Genomic DNA, 23,077 nt, shown 5'->3' with positions numbered 1-23,077 from the left:
GCTCAGGCGTCGAACATCGAATCCAGCTCATCCTGGGCGAGCTCGACGAACGGGAAATCCGAGGGCGTGACCCCCCCGCTGTCGTCTCGAAGGCAGTGCCGCGTCAGCTCCTCCAGCCATTGCACGTGACGCCGTGCCCGCAGCTCGATCTGCGCCTCGTCGTGGACCGACGCGCTGAAGGTCCACCCGAACGTCAGGCGCCCGCCCACCACCATGCCGCTGATCTCGATCCACCGATCGCGGCGGTTCTGCCTGGCCACGGGCAGCCCCGCGGCCTCGTCGGCCGGCCTGAACGGCCCGTCCGCCTCGAACGCCTGATCGAACTGTCCCAGGTAGTTGAAGCGGATCTGCGGCTCGGGCGCGCCGGCCAGGCCGCCGCCGCTCCGGCTCAGGGTGCGCAGGGCGCGCAGGGCGCCGTAGCCGACCCCCTTGTTCGGAACCTGCCGGAGCTGCTCCTTGATCCCCTGGATCGAGAGGCCCAGATCCGCCTGATCCGGGGCGAGCCGCACCGGGTAGATCGCGGTGAACCACCCCACCGTCCGTGTCACGTCCACGTCCTCGAAGAGGTCCTCCCTGCCGTGCCCTTCGAGCTCGACGAGCGCGCTGTCCTCCCCGGACCACTCGCACAGCGTGTGCGCCAGCGCCGTCAGCAGGAGATCGTTCACCTGCGTCCGGTACGCCTGCGGCGCCTGGGTCAAGAGCTGTGTCGTCGCCTCCTCGCTCAGGGTGACGGTGACGGTGCGCGCCGACGCGACCGTGTTGTCGCCGTCCTGGCTCATCACCGGGATCCTGGGGGCCGCGGGCCCGATCACCCGGCGCCAGTGCTCGATCTCGCCGTCGAAGCCGCCGCGCTCCGCGCGCTCGCGGAGGGCGCGCGACCAGCGCTGGAACGAGCTCGTCTTCTCCGGCAGCCGCACGGGCGCCCCGCCGCGGAGCTGGTGATAGGCCGCCTGCAGGTCCTCGAGCAGCACTCTCCACGAGACGCCATCCACGATCAGGTGGTGAATCACCACGAGGACGCGCCCGGGGCGCGACGCCCCGAGGTCGATGTACACGGCCCGCAGCAGCGGCCCTCGCGTGAGGTCGAGGCTCCGCTGCGCCTCGTTCCCCACCCGCTCGATCGCCGCGGCGAGATCGGGCTCGCCGCTCAGATCGACGCGCGAGCAGAGCTCGGGCTGCTCCTCCTCGCTGTACCACTGCGTCCAGGCGCCGTCCTCGCGCCGGAAGCGCAGCCTCAGCGCGTCATGATGCGCGATGACGTGCCCGAGCGAGCGCCTCAGCAGGTCGAGATCGAACCCGGCGGCGACCTCGACGAGGACGTATTGATTGAAGTGGTGCGGGGCCTCCAGGCGCTGCTCGAAGAACCACGACTGGATCGGGGTGAGGGGCACCTCTCCCGACGCGCGCTCCTGCTCGGCGCTGCGCGGCGCGACCTCGCGCGCCGCCGCGGCCAGCGACCCCAGCGTCTGGTGGTGGAACAGGTCCTTCGGGGTGACGTGGATCCCCGCGCTCCTGGCCTTCGCCACGACCTGGAGCGCCACGATCGAGTCGCCGCCGAGCTGGAAGAAGTTGTCGTGGAGGCCCACGCGCTCCTGGCCCAGCACCTCGCGCCAGATCGCCGCGAGCCGCTCTTCCAGCGGGCTCCTGGGCGCCACGTGCTCGTCCTGCGCGGCGCCCGCGTCCGGCGCCGGCAGCGCCTTGCGATCGAGCTTGCCGCTCGACGTCAGCGGCAGCTCCTCCAGGACGACGATCGCGCTCGGGATCATGTACTCCGGCAGCTCGGCCTGGAGCCTCTGTCGCAGCCGCTCCTGGAGCGCGCGAAGCTCGTCTCCGCCGGCGAGCGCCGCGCCGGCCCGGCGGGGGACGACGTACGCGACGAGCCGCCTCGGCTGCGCCGCGTCCTCCCGCACCACCACCGCGGCCTCGTCGACCTCGTCGTGCGCCGCGAGCCGCGCCTCGATCTCGCCGAGCTCGATCCGGAACCCTCGGAGCTTCACCTGGTGATCGATCCGGCCGATGTACTCGACGGCGCCGTCCGCGCGATACCGGGCCAGATCTCCGGTCCGGTACAGCCGCTCTCCGGCCGCCTCGGAGAGCGGGTTCGGCACGAAGCGCTCCGCCGTCAGCTCGGGGCGGCTCACGTAGCCTCGCGCGAGGCCGACGCCGCCGATGTACAGCTCCCCCACGACCCCGACCGGGACCGGGTTCATCGCGGCGTCGAGCAGGTGAATCTGCGTGTTGGCGATCGGGCGGCCGATCGGGATCGCGCGCAGGTCGGCCTCGCGCTCGCATTCCCACGACGTCACGTCGATCGACGCCTCCGTCGGACCGTAGAGGTTGTGGACCCGCGCGCCGTGCTGGCGCGTGAACTGCCGCGCGAGCTCCGCCGGGAGCGCCTCGCCGCTGCACATCACCTGGCGGACCGACGCGCACTTCGGGAGCTCCCCCGAGCTCACGAACGCTTGCAGCATCGACGGCACGAAGTGCAGCGTTGTGACCCGCTCCCGATCGATGATCTCGCGGAGCTCGGCCGGATCTTTGTGCGCCCCGGGGCGGGCGACGACCAGCGTCGCGCCCGTCATCAGCGGCCAGAAGAACTCCCAGACGGAGACGTCGAAGCTGAACGGCGTCTTCTGCAGGACGCGATCGGCGTCGGTGAGGCGATACGCCTCCTGCATCCAGAGCAGCCGGTTCAAGAGCCCCGCGTGCGGCACGCCGACGCCCTTCGGCCTGCCCGTGGAGCCCGACGTGAAGATGCAATAAGCGAGGTCCTGGGCCTGCGCGCCGCCCGGCAGGTCCTCGGTGCGTGGACCCGTGACCGGGCCCGCGCCGCGGTCGAGGTACACGATCGGCACGCCGGCGCTCGCCACGCGGTCCCCGAGGTGCGCCTGCGCGAGGACCACCCGCGGACGGGCGTCGGACAGCATCGCGGCGAGCCGCTCGGCCGGGTACTCTGGATCGAGCGGGAGATAGGCCCCGCCCGCCTTGAGGATGGCGAGCAAGGCGATCACCAGCTCCAGCGAGCGCTCCATGCAGACGCCCACCAGCACGTCCGGCCCCACCCCGAGGTCCCGGAGGTCCCGCGCCAGGCCGTTCGCGCGGGCGTTCAGCCCGGCATAACTCAGGCGCTCGCCCTCGAACACGACCGCTTCGGCGTCGGGCGTGCGCGCCGCCTGCCGCTCGATCAGCGCATGGACGCCCCGCTCTCGCGGCACCTCGACGCGCGTGTCGTTCCACGCGACAACGATGCGGCGGCGCTCCTCGGCGTCGAGGAGCGGCAGCAGGAGCACCCGCTGCTCGGGGTCCGCCGTGACGGCGCGGAGCAGCGTCCTCCAGCGCTCGGCCATCCCCGCGATGGTGCCGTGATCGAAGAGATCCGTGCTGTACGTCAGCGACGCGCGCAGACGCTCCCCCTCCTCGACCGTGTTCAGCAGGAGATCCACCTGCGTCACGCTCTCCCCGCGCTCGAACTCGCGGATCGAGAGGCCCTCGAGGCGGCGCAGCGCGCTCGTTTCACGCCGCTCGTGATTGCACATCACCTGGAAGAGCGGGTTGTGGCTCAGGCTCCTCTCCGGGTTGAGCGCCTCCACGAGCTGCTCGAACGGCAGGTCCTGGTGCGCCTGCGCCCCGAGCATCGCCTCCTTCGCCTGACGCAGCACGTCGGCGAAGCGCATCTGCCCGTCGATCCGGGCGCGCAGCACGTGGGTGTTGACGAAGAAGCCGACGAGCCCCTGCAGATCCGCGTGATTGCGGTTCGCGTTCGGCACCCCGACCCGGATCTCCTCCTGCCGCGCGTACCGGTGCATGAGGACCTGGAACGCCGCGAGCAGCACCATGAACAACGTCGCGTTCGTGTCCTGCGCGAGCGCCTTCAGGCGGTCGACGAGCGCCGCGTCGAGCTCGATGTCGACGGTCGCGCCGCGGTAGCTCTGCTCCAGCGGCCGCGGGCGATCCGCCGGGAGATCCAGCACCGGGTGCTCCGTTCCCAGCTGCTCTTTCCAGTAGGCGAGCTGGCGCTCGAGCTCCCCCGATCGAAGCCGCTCCCGCTGCCATGCGGCGTAGTCCGCGTAGTGCACGGGCAAAGGCGGCAGCTCCGGCGCCCTCCCCTCGCGGAGCGCGCCGTAGATCTGCGCGAACTCGTCCATCACGAGGTTCATCGACCAGCCGTCCGACACGATGTGGTGCATCGTCACGAGCAGGACGTGCTCCTCGGCCGACAGCCGGAGCAGCGTCACGCGGAGGAGCGGGCCACGCTCGAGATCGAACGGCCTCAGCGCCTCTGCCTCCGAGAGAGCGCGCGCCTCCTGCTCGGGCTCCGCGCGCCCGCTCAGATCCACGACCGGGATCTCCAGCGGAGCAGGCTCGCCGATCACCTGGGCGCCGAGCCCGTCCCCCGGCTCGAACCGCGTCCGCAGCGTCTCGTGGCGCTCCACGAGCGCCGCGAACGTGCGCTCCAGCACGCGCGTGTCCAGCCCTCCCACGAGCCGGACGGCGATCGGGATGTTGTACGCCGCGCTCTCCCGGTCGAGCTGCCACAGGAACCACAGCCGCTGCTGCCCGTGCGACATCGGCAAGCGGCCCTCGCGCGCGATCGGCCGGAGCTCGACGCCCTCCGCGGCGGGTTCGCCGATCACGCCGCTCTCGAGCGCCCCGGCGAGCTCGGCGAGGGTCTGATGCTCGAACAGATCGTGAGGCGCGAGCGGGATATCCACCTTCCTGGCCAGCGCGATGACCTGGAAGCTGAGCAGGGAGTCGCCGCCGATCTTGAAGAAGTTGTCGTGGACGCCGATGCGCTCCCGCTTGAGCACCTCGCGCCAGACCGCGGCGAGCTTCTCCTCCATTTCCGTGCGCGGCGGCACGTCCTGCGCCGGCTCCTTGCCCGGCGCCGGCAGCGCCTTGCGGTCGAGCTTGCCGTTCGGCGTCAGCGGGAAGGCGTCCAGAAAGACGTAGTCGCCAGGGACCATGTAATCCGGCAGCCGCTCGCGGAGCCGCGCCTCCAGCGCCGCGCCGTCCCGGACTCCCTCCTTCCCGATCACGTACGCGACAAGCCGCGCGTTGCCCGCCTGCCCCTCCTGCACCAGCACCTGCGCGTCCGACACCTCGGCCAGCGACAGCAGCGCCGCCCGCACCTCGCCGAGCTCGATGCGGTAGCCGCGCACCTTGACCTGCTCGTCCACCCGGCCCAGGAACTCGATGCTCCCGTCCTCAAGGTACTTCGCTCGGTCCCCCGTGCGATACAGCCGCTCCCCCGCCTCGCCGAACGGGTCCGGGACGAACCGGTCCGCGGTCAGATCCGCGCGGCCGAGGTACCCGCGCGCCACGCCCTGCCCGCCGATATAGACCTCTCCGGGCACGCCGCTCGGCATCGGCTGCAGATCGCTGCCGAGCACATAAACACGGCTGTTCGACAGCGGCTTGCCCAGCGGCAGCGTCGCGCTCGCCGCCGGATGCTCCGGCCGGTGCTCGTACGTCAACACACCCACCGTCGTCTCGGTCGGGCCATAATGGTTCACAACACGGCAGCTCCCGTGACGCCGGATCTGCTCCAGCAGCTCCCACGACGTCGCCTCTCCCCCCAGGATCAGCGTGTGCCGCGGAAGCACCCGCTCCGGATGCGACGACTGAAGCAGCCCCTTCAGGTGGCTCGGCACGATCTTCAGCACGTCCACCCCCTCCGCGTGCATCAGCTCCGCCATCGCGTCCGGATCGAACACCCGCTCGTCCGACAGCAGGTGCAGCGTCCGACCCGAGCACAGCGCTCCAAACAGCACCGTGTTGCCGAGGTCCGCCGCGATCGTCGATACCATCGCAAGGCTCGCCTCCTCGGGCAGCGACAGCCGCGACAGCAGCGCCTCCACGTAGCTCACAACGCCTCGGTGTGTCACCACAACGCCCTTCGGCCGGCCCGTCGAGCCCGACGTGTAGATCACGTACGCCGCCTGCTCCGCGCTCACCGGCGCGCTCTGCTCCCCCTCGGCCGGCGCCATCCCCTCCGCCGCCTCCGGCGTGATCACCTCCACGTCGAGCCCGGAGAGCGCCCGCCTCGCGCTCTCCTCACCCAGCACCACCCGCGCCCCGCTGTCCTCCACCATCTCCCGCAGCCGCGCCTCCGGCTGCTTCGGATCCAGCGGCACGTACGCCGCGCCGCTCTTCAGCACGCCCACCAGCCCCACCAGGAGCCCCGTGCTCCGCGGCAGCCACAGCCCCACCCGCGACTCCGCGCCGACCCCACGGCTCCTCAGGTAGCTCGACAGCCGGTTCGCCCGCCGCTCCAGCTCTCCGTAGCTCAGCGCATCGCGCTCCACCTTCACCGCCACCGCGCTCGGCCGCTGCGCCGCGGCACGCGCGAACAGCTCGTGCACCGGGAGCGGCTCGCGGCGGACCGGCGGCGCGTTCCAGGCCGCGATCGTTCGATCGCGCTCCTCCTGCCGTATCCAGCGCAGCTTCGCGATGGACCGATCCGGGCCCTCGACGATCTCCGACAGCAGCACCCGGAGGTGGTCGGTCATCCTGGAGATCGTCTGTGGCTTGAACAGGTCGGTTCGATAGATGAACTGCCCCGTGAGCCCGTCCGGCGTCTCGGTCATGTGCAGCGTCAGGCTGAACTTCGCGACGTTCTCCTCGGGCCGCTCCGAGCTCACCTCCAGCCCGCCGAGGACCTGGTCGCGGCTCTCCACGTCGCGGTGCCACGACAGCATGACGTCGAACAGGGGAGCGTGGTTGATCCGCCGCTCCGGCTGGAGCGCCTCGACGAGCCGCTCGAACGGCAAGTCCTGGTTCGACTGCGCGTCCGCGACCGTCTGGCGCACCTGGTCCAGGAGGTCGGAGAAGCGTGTCCGCCCCGACACGATGCTGCGGAGCACCTGCGCGTTGGCGAAGAACCCGACAACGCCCTCGATCTCGGCGCGATGGCGGTTCGCGATCGGGACGCCGACGCGGATGTCCTCCTGCCCGCTGTACCGGGACAGGAGCACCTGGAACGCGGCCAGCACCGTCATGAACAAGGTCGCCTGGTGCCGCTTCCCGAGCGCGCCGAGCCGCTCGGTCAGCGCGCGATCGATCTCGAACCAGTGATCCGCGCCTCGGTAGCTGGGCGCCGCCGGCCGCTCCGCGTCGGTGGGCAGGGCGAGCGCGTAATCGTCCGTGCCCAGCTTCGACGTCCAGTAGGCGAGCTGCCTGTCCAGCGTGGGGCCGGCGAGCCACCGCCGCTGCCACACGGCATAATCGACGTACTGGATCGGCAGCTCGGGCAGGGAGGGCGCGCGCCCGCCCCGCAGCGCGTCGTAGATCTCCACGAACTCCGCCACGAGGAGGTTGTTGGACCACTCGTCGCAGATGATGTGATGCATCGTGAAGAGCAGCCAGTGCTCGCGCTCCGACAGCCGCAGGAGCTTCGCCCGGAGGAGCGGCCCGCGCTGCAGCGCGAACGGGATCTGGGCCTCCTCGTTCGCGAGCTCGCGCGCCTTCGGCGAGCGCTCCGCCTCGGGGAGCCCTGACAGGTCCACCTGGACGAGATCGATGGAGGCCGCCCCGGCGATCACCTGATACGGCTCGCCGTCGTCCTCCGCGAAGGAGGTGCGCAGCGCCTCGTGCCGCTCGATCAGCTTGCCGAGCGCGCGCTCGAGCGCGGCGACGTCGAGGTCCCCGCGCAGCCGGAGCGCGTTTGGCACGTTGTACATCGCGGTGCCGGGGTTCAGCTTGTCGATGATCCAGAGGCGCCGCTGGGCGAACGAGAGCGGCGGCCGCTCCGGCCTCGGCATCGCCACGATCGGCAGCCGCGTCGGCTCGATGCCCTGGCCGGCCAGCCACTCGACGAACACGCGCTGCTTGCTCTCCGGGAGAGAGAACAGGCGCTCTGCCACTGCCTTCAACGGGTTCGACTCGGTATTCACGGTGCGGTTCATTCTGCAGCTCCCAGCTCATCGAGCTTGTCGAGCATCAACGCGAGATCCAGCTTGGGCACCGGCGCGGTCGCGCCGCGCGAGAGGACCTCCGCGAGCTGCTCGACGGAGGACGCCTCGAACAGCGCGCGGAGCGGGACGTCGATGGCGAGCTCGCTCCGGATGCGCGAGGCCACCCGGGTCAACATCAGAGAATGGCCTCCCAGCTCGAAGAAGCTGTCGTGGACGCCGACGCGCTCGACCCCGAGCACCTCGGCGCAGATCGCCGCGAGGCTCCGCTCGAGATCGTTCCTCGGCGCCACATACCCCCTCCGGACCTGGTCCCCGTCGGGCGCGGGCAGCGCCTTGCGATCGACCTTGCCGTTCGCCGACAGCGGCAGCTTGTCCAGCGTCACGAACGCCGGCGGGACCATGTAGGCCGGCAGCGCCGCTCTCAGCCAGGCGCGGAGCTCCTCGCGCAGCGCCTCCTCTCTCGCCCTCGCGGCCTCGCCACCTGCCGGCGCCGAGACCACGTAAGCCACGAGCCGCCGATCGCCGGGTGAGTCCTCGCGCGCGACCACCGCCGCCTCCCGCACCGCCTCGTGCTCCACGAGCCGCGCCTCGATCTCACCCAGCTCGATCCGGTGCCCCCGGATCTTCACCTGCTGATCCACCCGGCCGACGTACTCCAGCGCTCCGTCAGCCCGGTACCTCCCGAGATCCCCTGTACGGTACAGCCGCTCTCCAGATGCCTTCGCGAACGGGTTCGGCACGAACGCCTCGGCCGTCCTCGCCGGGTCGCCCAGGTAGCCCAGCCCCACCCCCACCCCCGCCACGCACACTTCTCCGATCACCCCCACCGCCACCTGCCGCAGCGCCCCGTCGAGCACGTACAGCCGGTTGTTGTCCGTCGGCCGCCCGATCGGCACCACCACCGCCTCCGCCCCCGGCGGCTCCCGCAGCGTGCACAGCGCCACGTCGTCCGCGCACTCCGCAGGTCCGTACGCGTTCACAAGCGGGATCCCCGGATACCGCTCCAGCCACCTCCGCCACAGCTCCGGCGACAGCGCCTCTCCCGTCGGCAGCATCCACCGAAGCCGCGGGAGCTCCACCCGCTCTTCCAGCAGCATCCCCCCGATCAGCGACGGCACGCTCTCCAGCACCGTCACCCCCGCTGCCCTCACGTGCCTCAGCAGCGCCCCTGGATCATGCGCTGTTTCGTCAGGCACGATCTCCACACGCGCTCCGCACAACAGGCCCGCGAGCAGCTGCCACACCGAGATGTCGAAGCTCTGCGACGCCGTCTGCGCGATGACGTCCGCTTCTGTCAGGCCGAGATACGGGACCTTGCTCAGCTGGTTGTTGAGCATCCCCTGGCTCGTCACCATCGCCCCCTTCGGCACGCCCGTGGACCCGGAGGTGAAGATCACGTACGCGAGCTGCTCCGGACGCGCGATGTTCCCCAGCGGATGCTCGGGGCCCTCTCCCGAAAGCACGCTCTCCAGGACCACCACCGCCGGCCGCTCCGCGCCCGACAGCCGCGCCATCGCCGCATCGAGCTGCGCTTGCCGCCCCTCTTCCACAAGCACCACGCGCGCGCCCGACAGCCGCAGCAGCTGCGCTGTCCGCTCCGACGGGTGCTTGTCGTCCAGCGGCAGGTACGCCCCGCCCGCCTTGAACACCCCCACCACCATCGACAAGAGGCCCAGCCCGCGCTCCGCGAGCACCGCCACCACCTCTCCCGCCTGCACCCCCGCCCGCCGCAGCGCGTGCCCGAGCCGGTTCGCGCGCCTGTCCAGCTCTCCGTACCGCAGCGCCTGCCCGCGGCACGACGCCGCCACCTGCTCCGGACGCCGCGCCGCCTGCTCCTCGAACAGGCCCACATACCCCCGCTCGAACGGGTACTCCCGCCCCGTCTCGTTCCACCCCGCGAAGCGCCGCTCCTCCTCCTCGCCGATCATCGGCAGCTTGCGGAGCTCGGCGCCCGGGTCGCGCGCCATGGCGAGCAAGAGCCGCCGGAAGTGCGCGAGCATGCGGGCGACGTCGCCGTCGTCGACCCGCCGCTGGTCATAGGAGATCTGGAGCTCCAGCCTGTTGCCCGGGAGCAGGACGACCGTGATCGGATAGTTCGTGTGCGTCCGGTTGTCGCTGAGCTCCGCCTGGAGCTCGGACTGCCGCTGCATGACGGACTGGTCGATCGGCGCGTTCTCGAAGACGAACAGGCTCTGAAACAGCGGCTGGCCGTAGGGCACCGCGCTGCACGCCTGGATGTCGACGAGCGGCATGTGCTCGTGCTTCCGCATGGCCAGGTTCTGCTCCTGCAGCCTGTGCACCCATTGCGCGACGCTGATCCTGCTGTCGTGTCCCGGCACGGCCACCCGCAGCGGGATGCTGTTGATGAACAGCCCGACCGTGTCCTGGATGCCCACGATCTCGGTCGGGCGCCCCGCGACCGTCACCCCGAACAGCACGTCGCGCATCCCGCTGTACTGGGACACGAGGACAGCCCACGCGCCCTGCGCGAACGAGTTCACGGTGAGCTTGTGCGTCCGCGTCAAGCCCCGGAGCAGCGAGGTCTCCTCCTCGCTGAGGTGCACCGATCGATCGACCATGACAGAGGTCGTCGGCTCTCCCGCGATCTGCCGCTCGGGAACGATGGGGGTCGCCGCCTCGAAGCCTGAGAGCGTCTCCCGCCAGTACCGGCGCGCCCCGTCGACGTCCTGCCGCAGCAGCCAGGCGATGAACTCCCGGTAGTGCGGCGGGCTGGGCAGGTTCGCCTCGCGGCCCTCGGACATCGCCCGGTACACGGCGAAGAAATCCGTCAGCAGGAGCGAACGGCACCAGTCGTCGATCAGGATGTGGTGATAGCTGTGCACGAACAGGAAGCTCGTGTCGGTCAGGCGGAACAACCGGAGCCGCAGGAGGGGCGATTGACCCATGTCGAACCCGTCCTGGCGCTCCTGCCGCAAGAGCTCGAACAGGCGCCGCTTCTGCTCCTCTGCGTCCATCGCCCGCCAGTCGAGGAGCTCGACCGGAGAGGGGACGCTGCGGCGGATGATCTGGAGCATCTTGCCCTCGCGCTGCCAGACGAAGGCGGCGCGCAGCGCCGGGTGCCGCTCGATCACGCGCTCCCAGGCGGCCTTGAACAGCTGAGGATCGATGGCGCTGTCGAGGCTGTAATGGTCCTGCATCAGGTAGATGCCAGTCCCGGGCTCCAGCAGCGTGTGCAGCAGCATGCCCTGCTGCATGGGGCTCAGCGGGAACACATCCTCGATGTCGCCGGCCGGCACCGGCAGGGCGTCGATCTCTGCCTGCGAAAGGCTCGCGAGCGGGAAGTCCGACGGCGTGATGCGGTCCGACGCGCCCCTGCGCGGGCTCGTCGCGGCCGCCGCGTCGGACGGGCTGGTCGGCCCATCGCCGTCGCGCGCCGCCGCGGCGAGCGACTCCAGCGTCTGGTGCTGGAACACGTCCTTCGGCGAGAGGTGGATCCCGGCGCTCCTCGCCTTGCCCACCACCTGGAGCGCCACGATCGAGTCGCCCCCGAGCTCGAAGAAGTTGTCGTGGATGCCGGGGCGCTCGACCCGCAGCACCTCGCGCCAGATCTCGGCGAGCTTCTCCTCGACCGCGGTCCGGGGCGCCGCGTACTCCCGCTGCGTCTGGCTCGCGTCCGGCGCCGGCAGGGCCCTCCTGTCCACCTTGCCGTTCGCGGTCAGCGGCAGCCTCTCCAGCACCACGTAGACCGAGGGCACCATGTACTCCGGGAGCGCCGTGCGGAGCCCCGCGCGGAGCTCCTCCCGGTACCGGGCGAGCTCCTCGCCGTCCGCCGCCGCGAGGCCCTCGCGCGAGGGGACCACGTAGGCCAGGAGGCGCTTCTGCCCCGGCGCGTCCTCGCGCGCGACGACCACCGCCTCGCGCACGCCCTCCTGCTCCAGGAGCCGAGCCTCGATCTCCCCGAGCTCGATCCGGTATCCGCGGATCTTGACCTGGTGATCGCCCCTGCCGACGTACTCGATCACGCCGCCCGCCCGGTAACGCGCCAGATCTCCGGTCCGGTACAATCGCCCTCCGGCCGCGACGCCGAACGGATCCGGCACGAAGCGCTCGGCCGAGAGATCGGGGCGGTTCAGGTAGCCGCGCGCGAGCCCGGCGCCGCCGATATAGAGCTCTCCCACCACGCCGGGCGGCACGGGGCCGAGCGCCTCATCGAGCACGTAAAGCGCGGTGTTTCCGATCGGGCGGCCCAGCAGCGGCTCCGCCTGCTCCGCGTCGAGCGCGTGGCGCGACGACCAGATCGTCGTCTCCGTGGGGCCGTACAGGTTCCAGATCCGCCCCGCCTTCTGCACGAGCCGACTGGCCAGGTCCGCCGGCAGCGCCTCGCCGCCGCAGAGCACCTTGCACGCGCGCATCGCGGCGAACCCGGGAGACTGGCTCAGCATCCGCCACGTCGCCGGCGTCGCCTGCACGACCGTGATGGCCTCCCTCTCCACACGCTCGATCAGCGCCTCCGCGTCGGCCGCCACCGCGCGCCCGACAAGCACCACCCGCGCTCCGACGAGCAGCGGCAGGTACAGCTCGAGCCCGGCGATATCGAACGACAGCGACGTCAGGCCGAGCACCCGGTCCTCCGGCGCGATACCGGGGCTCTCCTTCATGGTGCTCAGGAAGTTGACGACGCCCCGGTGGCGCACGACGACGCCCTTCGGCTTGCCGGTGGAGCCGGACGTGTAGATGCAATAGGCCAGGTTCTCCGGGTGCGTGACGCGCGCGAGGTCGTCCGCGCGATACCCCTCCACCTCGCGCCAGTCGCGGTCGAGACACCACACCTCTGCTCCCGCGGCCGGCACCTTCCCGAGGAGCCGCTCCTGCGTCAGGATCACCCGGGGCCGCGCGTCCTCGACCATGTACGCGAGCCGCTCGGCCGGATACTCGGGGTCGAGCGGCACGTAGCCGCCGCCCGCCTTCATCACCGCGAGCACCCCGACCACCATCTCGAGCGAGCGCTCCACGTGGAGGCCCACCAGCACGTCCGGGCCGACGCCGAGCTCGCGGAGCCGCCTCGCCAGCCGGTTCGCCCGCGCGTTCAGCGCGGCGTAGCTCAAGGATTCGCCCTCGCACGACACCGCGATCGCGTCCGGCGTGCGCCGCGCCTGCTCCTCGATCAGCTCGTGAACGCAGCGCTCCGCCGGAGTGCGCATCTCCGTCGCGTTCCACGCAACGAGCACCTCCGAGCGCTCCGCGGCGCCGAGCAGCGGGAGCTGCCCGACGCGCGCGCCCGGATCGGCCGCGATCGCGACCAGCAGGTTCCCCCAGTGCCGCGCCATCCGCGCGACGGTCTCCGGGTCGAACAGATCCGTGCTGTAGGTCAGCGCCGCCTTGAGCACCCCGTCCTCTTCCGAGGTGTCGAGCGCGAGATCGAACTGCGTCGATGCGCCGGGGCGCTCCATCATCTCGAGCCGCAGCCCGGCGAGCTCCCGCGGGGCGCCCTCCTGCGGCTTCAGGTGGCCGTACATCACCTGGAACAGCGGGTTATGGCTCAGGCTGCGCTCGGGGTTCAGCTCCTCCACGAGCTTCTCGAACGGCACATCCGGGTTGCCCTGCGCGAAGAGCGCGCTCTCCTTGACCTGCTGGAGCAGGCGCTCGAAGCTCGCGCCCGGATCGAGCTCGGTCCTCAGCACGTGGGTGTTGACGAAGAGGCCGATGATCCGCTCGATCTCCACCCGGCCCCGGTTCGCGCTCGGGACGCCGACGCGGATCTCGGCCTGCCCGGAGTACCGCGCCAGCAGCACCTTGAAGGCCGCGAGCAGCACCATGAACAGCGTCGCTCCCCGCCCCCGCGCGAGCTCGTTCAGGCGGCCGAGCAGCGCGCCGTCGAGCTCGAAGCGGTACGTCGCCCCCCTGTAGCTCTGCACCGGCGGCCGCGGGCGATCCGACGGCAGCTCCAGCACCGGATGCGCCGCGCCGAGCCGCGCTTTCCAGGCGGCGAGCTGGCGCTCGAGCTCCTCCGACTCGATCCATCTCCGCTGCCAGACCGCGTAGTCCGCGTACTGGAGGGGCAGCTCGGGCAGATCGGGCGCAATGCCCTCGCGGTGGGCGCTGTACAGGCTCGCGAACTCGCCGACGAGCACGCCCATCGACCAGCCGTCGGACACGATGTGATGCATCGTCACGACGAGCACGTGCTCGCGCGCCGCGAGCCGGAGGAGCTTCGCCCGGAGGAGCGGCCCGCGCTCCAGATCGAACGGCCGCTCGCCCTCCTCGACCGCCAGCGCGCGCGCGCGCTCCTCCAGCTCGGCCTCCGGCAGGCCGCTCAGGTCGACCACGGGGATCTCGACCTCGAGGGCGTCGTCGATCACCTGGTAGCCCTGGCCGTCCTGCTCGGCGAACCTCGTGCGCAGCGACTCGTGACGCGCCGTGATCGCGCTGAACGTCCTCTTCAGCGCGTCGAGATCCAGGTCTCCGACGAGCAGCACGGCCGAGGGGATGTTGTACGCCCCGCTCCCGGGCCAGAGCCGCCAGAGGAACCACATCCGCTGCTGCGCGGGCGAGAGGGGCAATCGCTCGCTGCGGTCCACGCGGGCGAGCGGCGCCTCGGCGCGCCTCGCGTTCCTGGCCGACGCCTGCTCGATCCGGGCGGCGAGCTCGATCAGCGTCCTCGCCTCGAAGAACGCGGGCAGCGGCAGCTCCACCTCGAGGCGCTTCCTCACGCGCGACGCCACCTGCGTGGCGAGCAGCGAGTGGCCGCCGAGCTCGAAGAAGCTGTCGTGAAGGCCGATCTGCGCGATCCCGAGCACCTCGGACCAGATCTCGGCGAGCCGCTGCTCGAGCTCGCTCCTCGGCGCGATGTAGGACCGCCGCGCCTGCTCCGCGTCGGGAGCCGGAAGCGCCTTGCGGTCGACCTTGCCGTTCGCCGAGAGCGGCAGTTTGTCGAGCGTCACATAGATGGATGGCGCCATGTACTCCGGGAGCACGGCCTTCACCCAGGCGCGGAGCGCTTCCCGGAACGCCTGCTCTTCCGGCCTGTTCCCCTCGAGCCCGAGGCCCGGAACCACGTACGCCACGAGCCGCCGATCGCCGGGTGAGTCCTCGCGCGCGACCACCGCGGCCTCCCGCACCGCCTCGTGCTCCACGAGCCGCGCCTCGATCTCGCCCAGCTCGATCCGGTGCCCCCGGATCTTCACCTGCTGATCCACCCGGCCGACGTAGTCCAGCGCTCCGTCAGCCCGGTACCTCCCAAGATCCCCTGTACGGTACAGCCGCTCTCCAGATGCCTTCGCAAACGGGTTCGGCACGAACGCCTCGGCCGTCCTCGCCGGGTCGCCCAGGTACCCGAGCCCCACCCCCACCCCCGCAACGCACACCTCTCCGATCACCCCGATCGCCACCTGCCGCAGCGCCCCGTCGAGCACGTACAGCCGGTTGTTGTCCGTCGGCCGCCCGATCGGCACCACCACCGTCTCCGTCCCCGGCGGCTCCCGCAGCGTGCACAGCGCCACGTCGTCCGCGCACTCCGCAGGTCCGTACGCGTTCACCAGCGGGATCTCAGGATAACGCTCCAGCCACCTACGCCACAGCTCCGGCGACAGCGCCTCTCCCGTCGGCAGCATCCACCTCAGCCGCGAGAGCTCCACCCGCTCCTCCAGCAGCATCCCACCGATCAGCGACGGCACGCTCTCCAGCACCGTCACCCCCGCTGCCCTCACGTGCCTCAGCAGCGCCCCTGGGTCATGCGCTGTCTCGTCAGGCACGATCTCCACGCGCGCTCCGCACAACAGGCCCGCAAGCAGCTGCCACACCGAGATGTCGAAGCTCTGCGACGCCGTCTGCGCGATGACGTCCTCTTCCGTCAGGCCGAGATACGGGACCTTGCTCAGCTGGTTGTTGAGCATCCCCTGGCTCGTCACCATCGCCCCCTTCGGCACGCCCGTGGACCCGGAGGTGAAGATCACGTACGCGAGCTGCTCCGGACGCGCGATGTTCCCCAGCGGATGCTCGGGACCCTCTCCGGAAAGCACGCTCTCCAGCACCACCACCGCCGGCCGCTCCGGGCCCGACAGCCGCGCCATCGCCGCGTCGAGCTGCGCTTGCCGCCCCTCCTCCACAAGCACCACGCGCGCGCCCGACAGCCGCAGCAGCTGCGCTGTCCGCTCCGACGGGTGCTTGTCGTCCAGCGGCAGGTACGCCCCGCCCGCCTTGAACACCCCCACCACCATCGACAAGAGGCCCAGCCCGCGCTCCGCGAGCACCGCCACAACCTCTCCGGCCTGCACCCCCGCCCGCCGCAGCGCGTGCCCGAGCCGGTTCGCACGCCTGTCCAGCTCGCCGTACCGCAGCGCCTGCCCACGGCACGACGCCGCCACCTGCTCCGGCCGCCGCGCCGCCTGCTCCTCGAACAGGCCCACATACCCCCGCTCGAACGGGTACTCCCGCGCCGTCTCGTTCCACGCCGCGAAGCGCCTCTCCTCCTCCTCGCCGATCATCGGCAGCGCGGACAGCACGGCATCGGGCCGCTCGGCCATCGCGAGCAAGAGCCGCCGGAAGTGCGCGAGCATGCGGGCGACGTCGCCGCCGTCGAACCGGCGCTCATCGTAGCTGATCTGGAGCCGCAGCCGCTGGCCGGGGACCACGACGACGGTGAGCGGATAGTTCGTGTGCGTCCGGTTCCCGCTGAAGTCGGACCGCCGCTCGAGCAGCGTGTGATCGATCGGCGCGTTCTCGAACACGAACAGGCTGTGAAACAGCGGCTGTCCATGAGGGACGCCGCTGCACGCCTGGATGTCGACGAGCGGCATGTGCTCGTGCTGCCGCATCGCGACGTTCTGCTCCTGGAGGCGGCGCAGCCAGCCTGCCACCGTGGTCCTCACCGAAGGGCCGGGCACCTCGGTCCGCAGCGGGATGGTGTTGATGAAGAGGCCGACCGTCGTCTGGATGTCGGCGATCTCCGCGGGGCGACCCGCGACGGTGACGCCGAACAGCACCTCCGGTGACCCGCTGTACTGCGACAGCAGCACCGCCCACGCGCCCTGCGCGAACGAGTTCACCGTGAGCTGGTTCTTCCGCGCGAGCGTCTGGAGCAGCGATGTCTCCTGCTCGGTGAGCACCGCGGACCGGTCGCCGATCCGCGAGAGCCCGGCCTCCTTCGAGATCGGCCGCTCCGTCGCGATCGGCGTGGCCGCCTCGAACCCGGCGAGCGTCTCCCGCCAGTACCGGCGCGCCCCCTCGACGTCCTGCCGCATCAGCCAGGCGATGAACTCCCGGTAGAGCGGCGGGGTCGGCAGGTTCGCCTCGCGGCCCTCCGTGAGCGCCTGGTAGAGCGCGAAGAAATCCACGAACAGGAGCGAACGGCACCAGTCGTCGATCAGGATGTGGTGATAGCTGTGCACGAAGCAGAAGTCCTCGTCCGCCAGGCGGACGAGCCGTATCCGCACGAGCGGCGCCTTGCCGAGGTCGTGCCCGTGCTCGCGCTCCTCGCGCAGGAGCTCCTGCACACGCCGCTCCTGCTCCTCGGGGCCGAAGGCGCTCCAGTCCAGGTACTGGACAGGCGCGGGGACGGCGCGGTGGATGACCTGGAGCATCTTCCCCTCGAGCTGCCAGACGAAGGAGGCGCGCAGCGCCGGGTGCCGCTCGATCACACGCTCCCACGCGGCGACGAACGCCTCGGGATCGATCGGCTCCGTGAGCTGATAGCGATCCTGCATCAGGTAGATGCCTGAGCCGCGCTCGAGCAGCGTGTGGAGCAACATGCCCTGTTGCATGGGGCTCAGCGGGAACACGTCCTCGATCTCTCCGGCGGGCACCGGCAGGGCGTCGAGCTCCTCCTGCGTCAGGCCAGCGAGCGGGAAGTCCGACGGGGCGAGCCGCCCCGAGCCGTCACGGGCGCGGCGCGCGCCGCCGGCCCGCGCCGCCTCCTCGGCCGCCAGCACGGGCTCCGGGATCTCGCCCGCGGCCGCCGCCAGCGACTCCAGCGTCTGATGCTGGAACACGTCCTTCGGCGTGATGTGGATGCCAGCGCGCCTCGCCTTGCCCACCACCTGGAGCGCGACGATCGAGTCGCCCCCGAGCTCGAAGAAGTTGTCGTGCACGCCGGCGCGCTCGATCCGCAGCACCTCGCGCCAGATCTCGGCGAGCCTCTCCTCGACGGCGCTCCGGGGCGCCACGTACTCCCGCTGCGCCTGGCTCGCGTCCGGCGCGGGCAGCGCCTTGCGATCGATCTTGCCGCTCGACGTCAGCGGCATCCTGTCGAGAAAGACGATCTGATTCGGCACCATGTACTCGGGCAGCTCGGAGAGCAGCCCGGCGCGCAGCGCGTCCCGCAGCGGACGCAGCGCCTCGGCGTCCCCTTCCCCGGCGCCGCCGCGCAGGACCACGTACGCGCAGAGCCGCTTCTGCCCCGGCGAGTCCTCCCGCGCCAGCACGGCCGCCTCGGCCACACCCTCCTGCGCGAGCAGCCGCGCCTCGATCTCTCCGAGCTCGATCCGGAAGCCGCGGATCTTCACCTGATGATCGCTCCGGCCGACGTACTCGATGACGCCGTCCGCGCGGTACCTCGCGAGATCCCCTGTCCGGTAGAGCCGCTCGCCCCCGGCGCCGCCGACGGGATCGGGCACGAACCGCTCCGCCGTCAGATCCGGGCGGCCCACGTACCCTCGCGCCAGCCCCACACCGCCGATGTACAGCTCGCCCACGACGCCCACGGGGACCGGGCTCAGCGCCGCGTCCAGCACATGGATCCTCGTGTTCGCGATGGGCCGGCCGATCGGGATCGCGCGCGTCTCGCCCTCGTCCACGCACTCCCACGACGTCACGTCGATGGACGCCTCCGTCGGGCCGTACAGGTTGTGGATCCTCGCCCCGTGACGCGCCGCGAGCTGCTTCACGAGCTCCTTCGGGAGCGCCTCGCCGCTGCACATCACCTGCCGGACCGAGCCGCAGCGCGCGAGCTCCCCCGAGCTCACGAACGCCTGCAGCATCGAGGGCACGAAGTGAAGCGTCGTGATCCGCTCCCGCTCGATGACATCGCCGAGCTCGCGAGGGTCCTTGTGCGCGCCGGGGCGCGCGACGACGAGCGCCGCGCCGGTCATGAGCGGCCAGAAGAACTCCCACACCGAGACGTCGAAGCTGAACGGCGTCTTCTGCAGGACGCGATCTCCCTGCGTGAGCCCGTAGGCCTCCTGCATCCAGAGCAGCCGGTTCAGGAGGCCCGCGCGAGAGCTCACGACGCCCTTCGGCCTGCCCGTGGAGCCCGAGGTGAAGATGCAATAGGCGAGGTTCTCCGGGCGCGCGCGGCTCGGCAGATCCTCCGCGCCGTGGAGGCCATCGTCGCCCCACGCGCGGTCGAGGCCCACCACGCGGGCCTCGCTGGCCGGCAGCCGCCCTGCGAGGCGCGCCTGCGCGAGGATCACCCTCGGTCGCGCGTCGCTCACCATGCTCGCGAGCCGATCGGCCGGGTACTCCGGATCGAGCGGCACGTAGGCGCCGCCGGCCTTCAGCACGGCGAGCAGCGCGATCACGAGCTCGACGGAGCGCTCCGCGCAGACGCCGACGAGCACGTCGGGGCCCACGCCGAGCGCGCAGAGCTCCCTGGCCAGCCGGTTCGCGCGCGCGTTGACCTCCCGGTAGCTCAGCCGCTCTCCCTCGAACACAACGGCTTCCGCGTCCGGCCTGCGCGCCGCCTCGCGCTCGAACCGCTCGTGCACGCAGAGGTCGCCCTCGTACGCCACGCGTGTGTCGTTCCATTCGCTCACGATGCGGCGGCGCTCCTCCTCGCCGAGGAGCGGCAGTCGGCCGACCCGCTCCTCGGCGCGGCTCGCGGCGGCCCGGAGCAGCGTCCTGAAGTGCTCCGACATCCGCTCGATCGTCGCGTGATCGAACAGATCCGTGCTGTACGTGAGCGTCGCCTTCAGGCGCTCTCCGACCTCGGACGTATCGAGCGACAGATCGAACTGCGTCGCCGCGCCCGGGCGATCCATCTCCTCCAGCCGGAGCCCGGCCACCTCCCCGCGCACCCCCGTGTCGCTCTTCAGGTGGTTGAACATCACCTGGAACAGCGGGTTATGGCTCAGGCTGCGGCCCGGGTTCAGCTCGTCCACGAGCCTCTCGAACGGGACCTCCTGGTGCGCCTGGGCGCCCAGCGCCCCGTCCTTCACCTTGTCGAGGAGCTGCGCGAAGCGCTCCCTGGGATCCACGTCGGTCCGCAGCACGAGCGTGTTCACGAAGAAGCCGATGAGCGGCTCGATCTCCACGCGGCTCCTGCCGGCGCTCGGGACGCCGACGCGGATCTCGGCCTGCCCCGAATGCCGCGCGAGCAGCGCCTTGAACGCCGCGAGCAGCACCATGAACAGCGTAGCGCCCCGCTCGCGCGCGAGGTCCTTGAGCCGCGCGGTGAGCGCCTCGTCGATCTCGAATCGACACGTCGCTCCGCGGTGGCTCTGCACCGGCGGGCGCGGCCGGTCCGACGGCAGCTCCAGCACGGGGTGCTCGGTCCCGAGCTGCGCCCTGAAGTACTCGAGGTTTCCCTCCACCTCTCCCGACTCGGCCCGCGCGCGCTGCCAGAGCGCGACGTCCGCGGCCTGGACGGCGAGTTCGGGGAGGTCCGGCGAGCGGCCCTCGCGGTACGCCGCGTACAGCCGCGCGAGCTCCTGCACGAGCACGTTCATGGACAGCGCGTCCGACACGATGTGATGCATCGCCACGGAGAGCACGTGTTCCCGCGCCGAGAGCCGGAAGAGCTTCACCCGCGCGAGCGGCCCACGCTCGAGATCGAACCCCTGCGCCGCCTCCTGATCGAGGAGCGCCCGAGCGCGCGACTCCCGCTCTCCTGCCGGCTCAGGCTCCAGGTCGACGACGGGGACATCCATCTCCGCGGCCTCGCCGATGACCCGGTACGGCTGCCCCTCCTCCTGCCCGAAGGTCGTCCGCAAGGACTCGTGTCGCGCCACGATCGCGCCGAGCGCCCGCCGCAGCACGCCGGCGTCGAGCTCCCCGGCGAGCTTCACCGCGCCCGCGACGGTGTACGCCGCGCTCTCCCGGTCGAGCTGCCAGAGGAACCAGAGCCGCTGCTCGCCGAACGAGAGCGGCAGTCGACCTGTGCGCTGAACGCGCGGGATCGGCGCGCGCTCCACGATCTGTCCGTCGGCCTTGAGCCGCTCGATCACCCCGGAGAGCGCCCGGACCGACGGCGCCTCGAACAGGGTCTTCAGCGGCACCTCGACGCCGAACGCATCCCGGACGCGCGCGAGCATCTGCGTCGCCGACAGCGAGCTGCCCCCGAGCGCGAAGAACCCGCTGTCGCGCCGGACAGCCGGCGCATTCAGCACCTCGCTCCAGATCGAGAGGAGGCGCCGCTCGATCTCCGAGGGCTCCGAGGGCGGGTCCCCCGCCTCCGGCGCGCGCTCCTCCGCGCTGCGGAGGGCCCCGCGCTCGTACACGCCGAAGAGCTCGAGCGACCCCTCCTGCCACTTCTTGCGGCACGCGGATCGCCGCAGCTTGCCGCTCGACGTGACCGGCAATGTGCCTGGCTGGAGCAGCAGCACGACGCTGGCGGCCTCGAGGTGCTCCTGGGCCACCGCCTCGCTGATGGCGCGGCAGACCGCCTCGGGCTGGATCAGCTTCTGGAGCCGCCGGCTCACCTCGGCCGCGATGCCGATCCCCTCCTGTCCGTCGATCTCGACCGAGAAGGCGGCGACTCGCCCCTTCCGCACCACCTCGACCTGATCCTCGACGGTCTTCTCGATGTCCTGCGGGTAGAGGTTGTGCCCCCGCACGATGATCAGATCCTTCAGCCGCCCGGTGATGAACAGGCTGCCTTCGTGCTCGAAGCCGAGGTCTCCGGTGCGCAGGTGGACGCGCCCCTCCCGCCGGACGAAGGTCTGCTCGGTGGCGCCCTGGTTCCGCCAGTAGCCGTGCGCCACGCTCGGCCCGTTCACCAGGATCTCGCCGACGCGCCCCGGCTCCACGGCGCGCCCCGTCTCGGGGTCGACGATCGCGATCGCGTGCTCCGGCTGCGCCTTGCCGCAGCTGACGAGCGGATGCCCCGACGCGCTCGGGACCGCCGCGTTGTTCCCGAGCTCCGCCGCGTCGAACGACGTGGTGGTCACGCCGCCGCCGCGCCGGCCGCCGGTGACGAGCAGCGTCGCCTCGGCCAGCCCGTAACACGGATAGAGCGCCCCCGCGTCGAAGCCCACCTCGGCGAACCGCTCGCCGAACGCCCGCAGCGTCCCGGCGCGCACGGGCTCGGCGCCGGAGAACGCGAGGCGCCACGACCGGAGATCGAGGCCCTCGAGCATCTCGGGCTTCACGCGCTCGACGCACAGGCGGTAGGCGAAGTCCGGTCCCCCGCTCACCGTCCCTCGATACCGCGAGATCGCCTTCAGCCACCGGATCGGCCGCTCGATGAAGTGCTGCGGCGCCATCAGGACGACGGACACGCCGCTGAAGATCGGCTGGAGGAGCGTGCCGATGAGCCCCATGTCGTGGAACAGGGGCAGCCAGCTCACGATCACGTCGTCCTCGTCGATCGAGAACGCCGCGCGGATCGCGCGTTCGTTGGCGATCAGGTTGTCGTGCCCGACCATCACGCCCTTGGGCGTCGACGTGGATCCCGACGTGTACTGGAGGAAAGCGATGCTGTCCTCGCGGAGATCCGGCATGCTCCACGCGCCCGCCGACGATCGGTCGATGGCGTCGGTCGCGATCACCTCCGGGGCGAGCGGGCCGGGCAGGTGCTGCCGCAGCATGGCGAGCGGCTCCAGGAGGCCGCTCTCGGTCAGGACGAAGCGCGGCTCCGCGTCACGGAGGATCGCGAACAGCCGGCTCAGGTGCTGCCGTTGCAACGACTCCGGCGGATAGGCCGGCACCGCGATCATCCCCGCGTAGAGGCAGCCGAAGAACGCGGTGACGTACGAGACGCTGCTGGGATAGAGGAGCAGCGCGCGCTCCCCGGGCGGCGCCATCGATCGCAGGTGCGCCGCGATGGCGCACGCCCGCTCGTGGAGATCCCGGTAGGAGAGCACCTCGCCCTCGGCGTCTCCGCCGGCGAGGAACCGGAGGGCGACCCGGTCGGGGTGGGCGCTCGCCCGTTCCGCGAGCAGCTCGACGAAGTTCTTCCCCATATGCGCACAAGCGTCCATCTGCATTCCTCTCACGCACTCTTCCGATTTCGCGCCCGGGGCGCGCCCAGGCCTCGTCCGCTCCGGCGATGC

Annotated in this window: 2 protein-coding genes; both read right to left on the bottom strand. The window is 71.3% G+C overall.

Annotated features, from left to right (window positions below):
• Positions 1-2: 2 nt before the first annotated feature.
• Entirely contained in the window at positions 3-7,904 is a 7,902-nt protein-coding gene (locus WME95_RS45045; protein ID WP_437905373.1) for an amino acid adenylation domain-containing protein, read from the bottom strand.
• Positions 7,901-23,005 (bottom strand): non-ribosomal peptide synthase/polyketide synthase, encoded by a 15,105-nt coding sequence (locus tag WME95_RS45040; RefSeq protein ID WP_437905372.1) that lies wholly within the window; start codon positions 23,003-23,005, stop codon positions 7,901-7,903. The genes WME95_RS45045 and WME95_RS45040 overlap by 4 nt, the downstream gene beginning before the upstream one ends.
• Positions 23,006-23,077 lie beyond the last annotated feature (72 nt).

This window comes from Sorangium sp. So ce327 (assembly GCF_051530205.1).
Taxonomy (GTDB): Bacteria; Myxococcota_A; Polyangia; order Polyangiales; family Polyangiaceae; genus Sorangium; species Sorangium cellulosum_B.
The sequence above is the reverse complement of the archived record's forward strand: the minus strand, read 5'-3'. Positions and strand labels throughout refer to the sequence as shown.

Excerpts from the sequence above, each read along its gene's own strand:
- WME95_RS45045 (WP_437905373.1), bottom strand. The coding sequence starts at position 7,904 with ATGAACCGCACCGTGAATACCGAGTCGAACCCGTTGAAGGCAGTGGCA.
- WME95_RS45040 (WP_437905372.1), bottom strand. The coding sequence starts at position 23,005 with ATGGACGCTTGTGCGCATATGGGGAAGAACTTCGTCGAGCTGCTCGCG.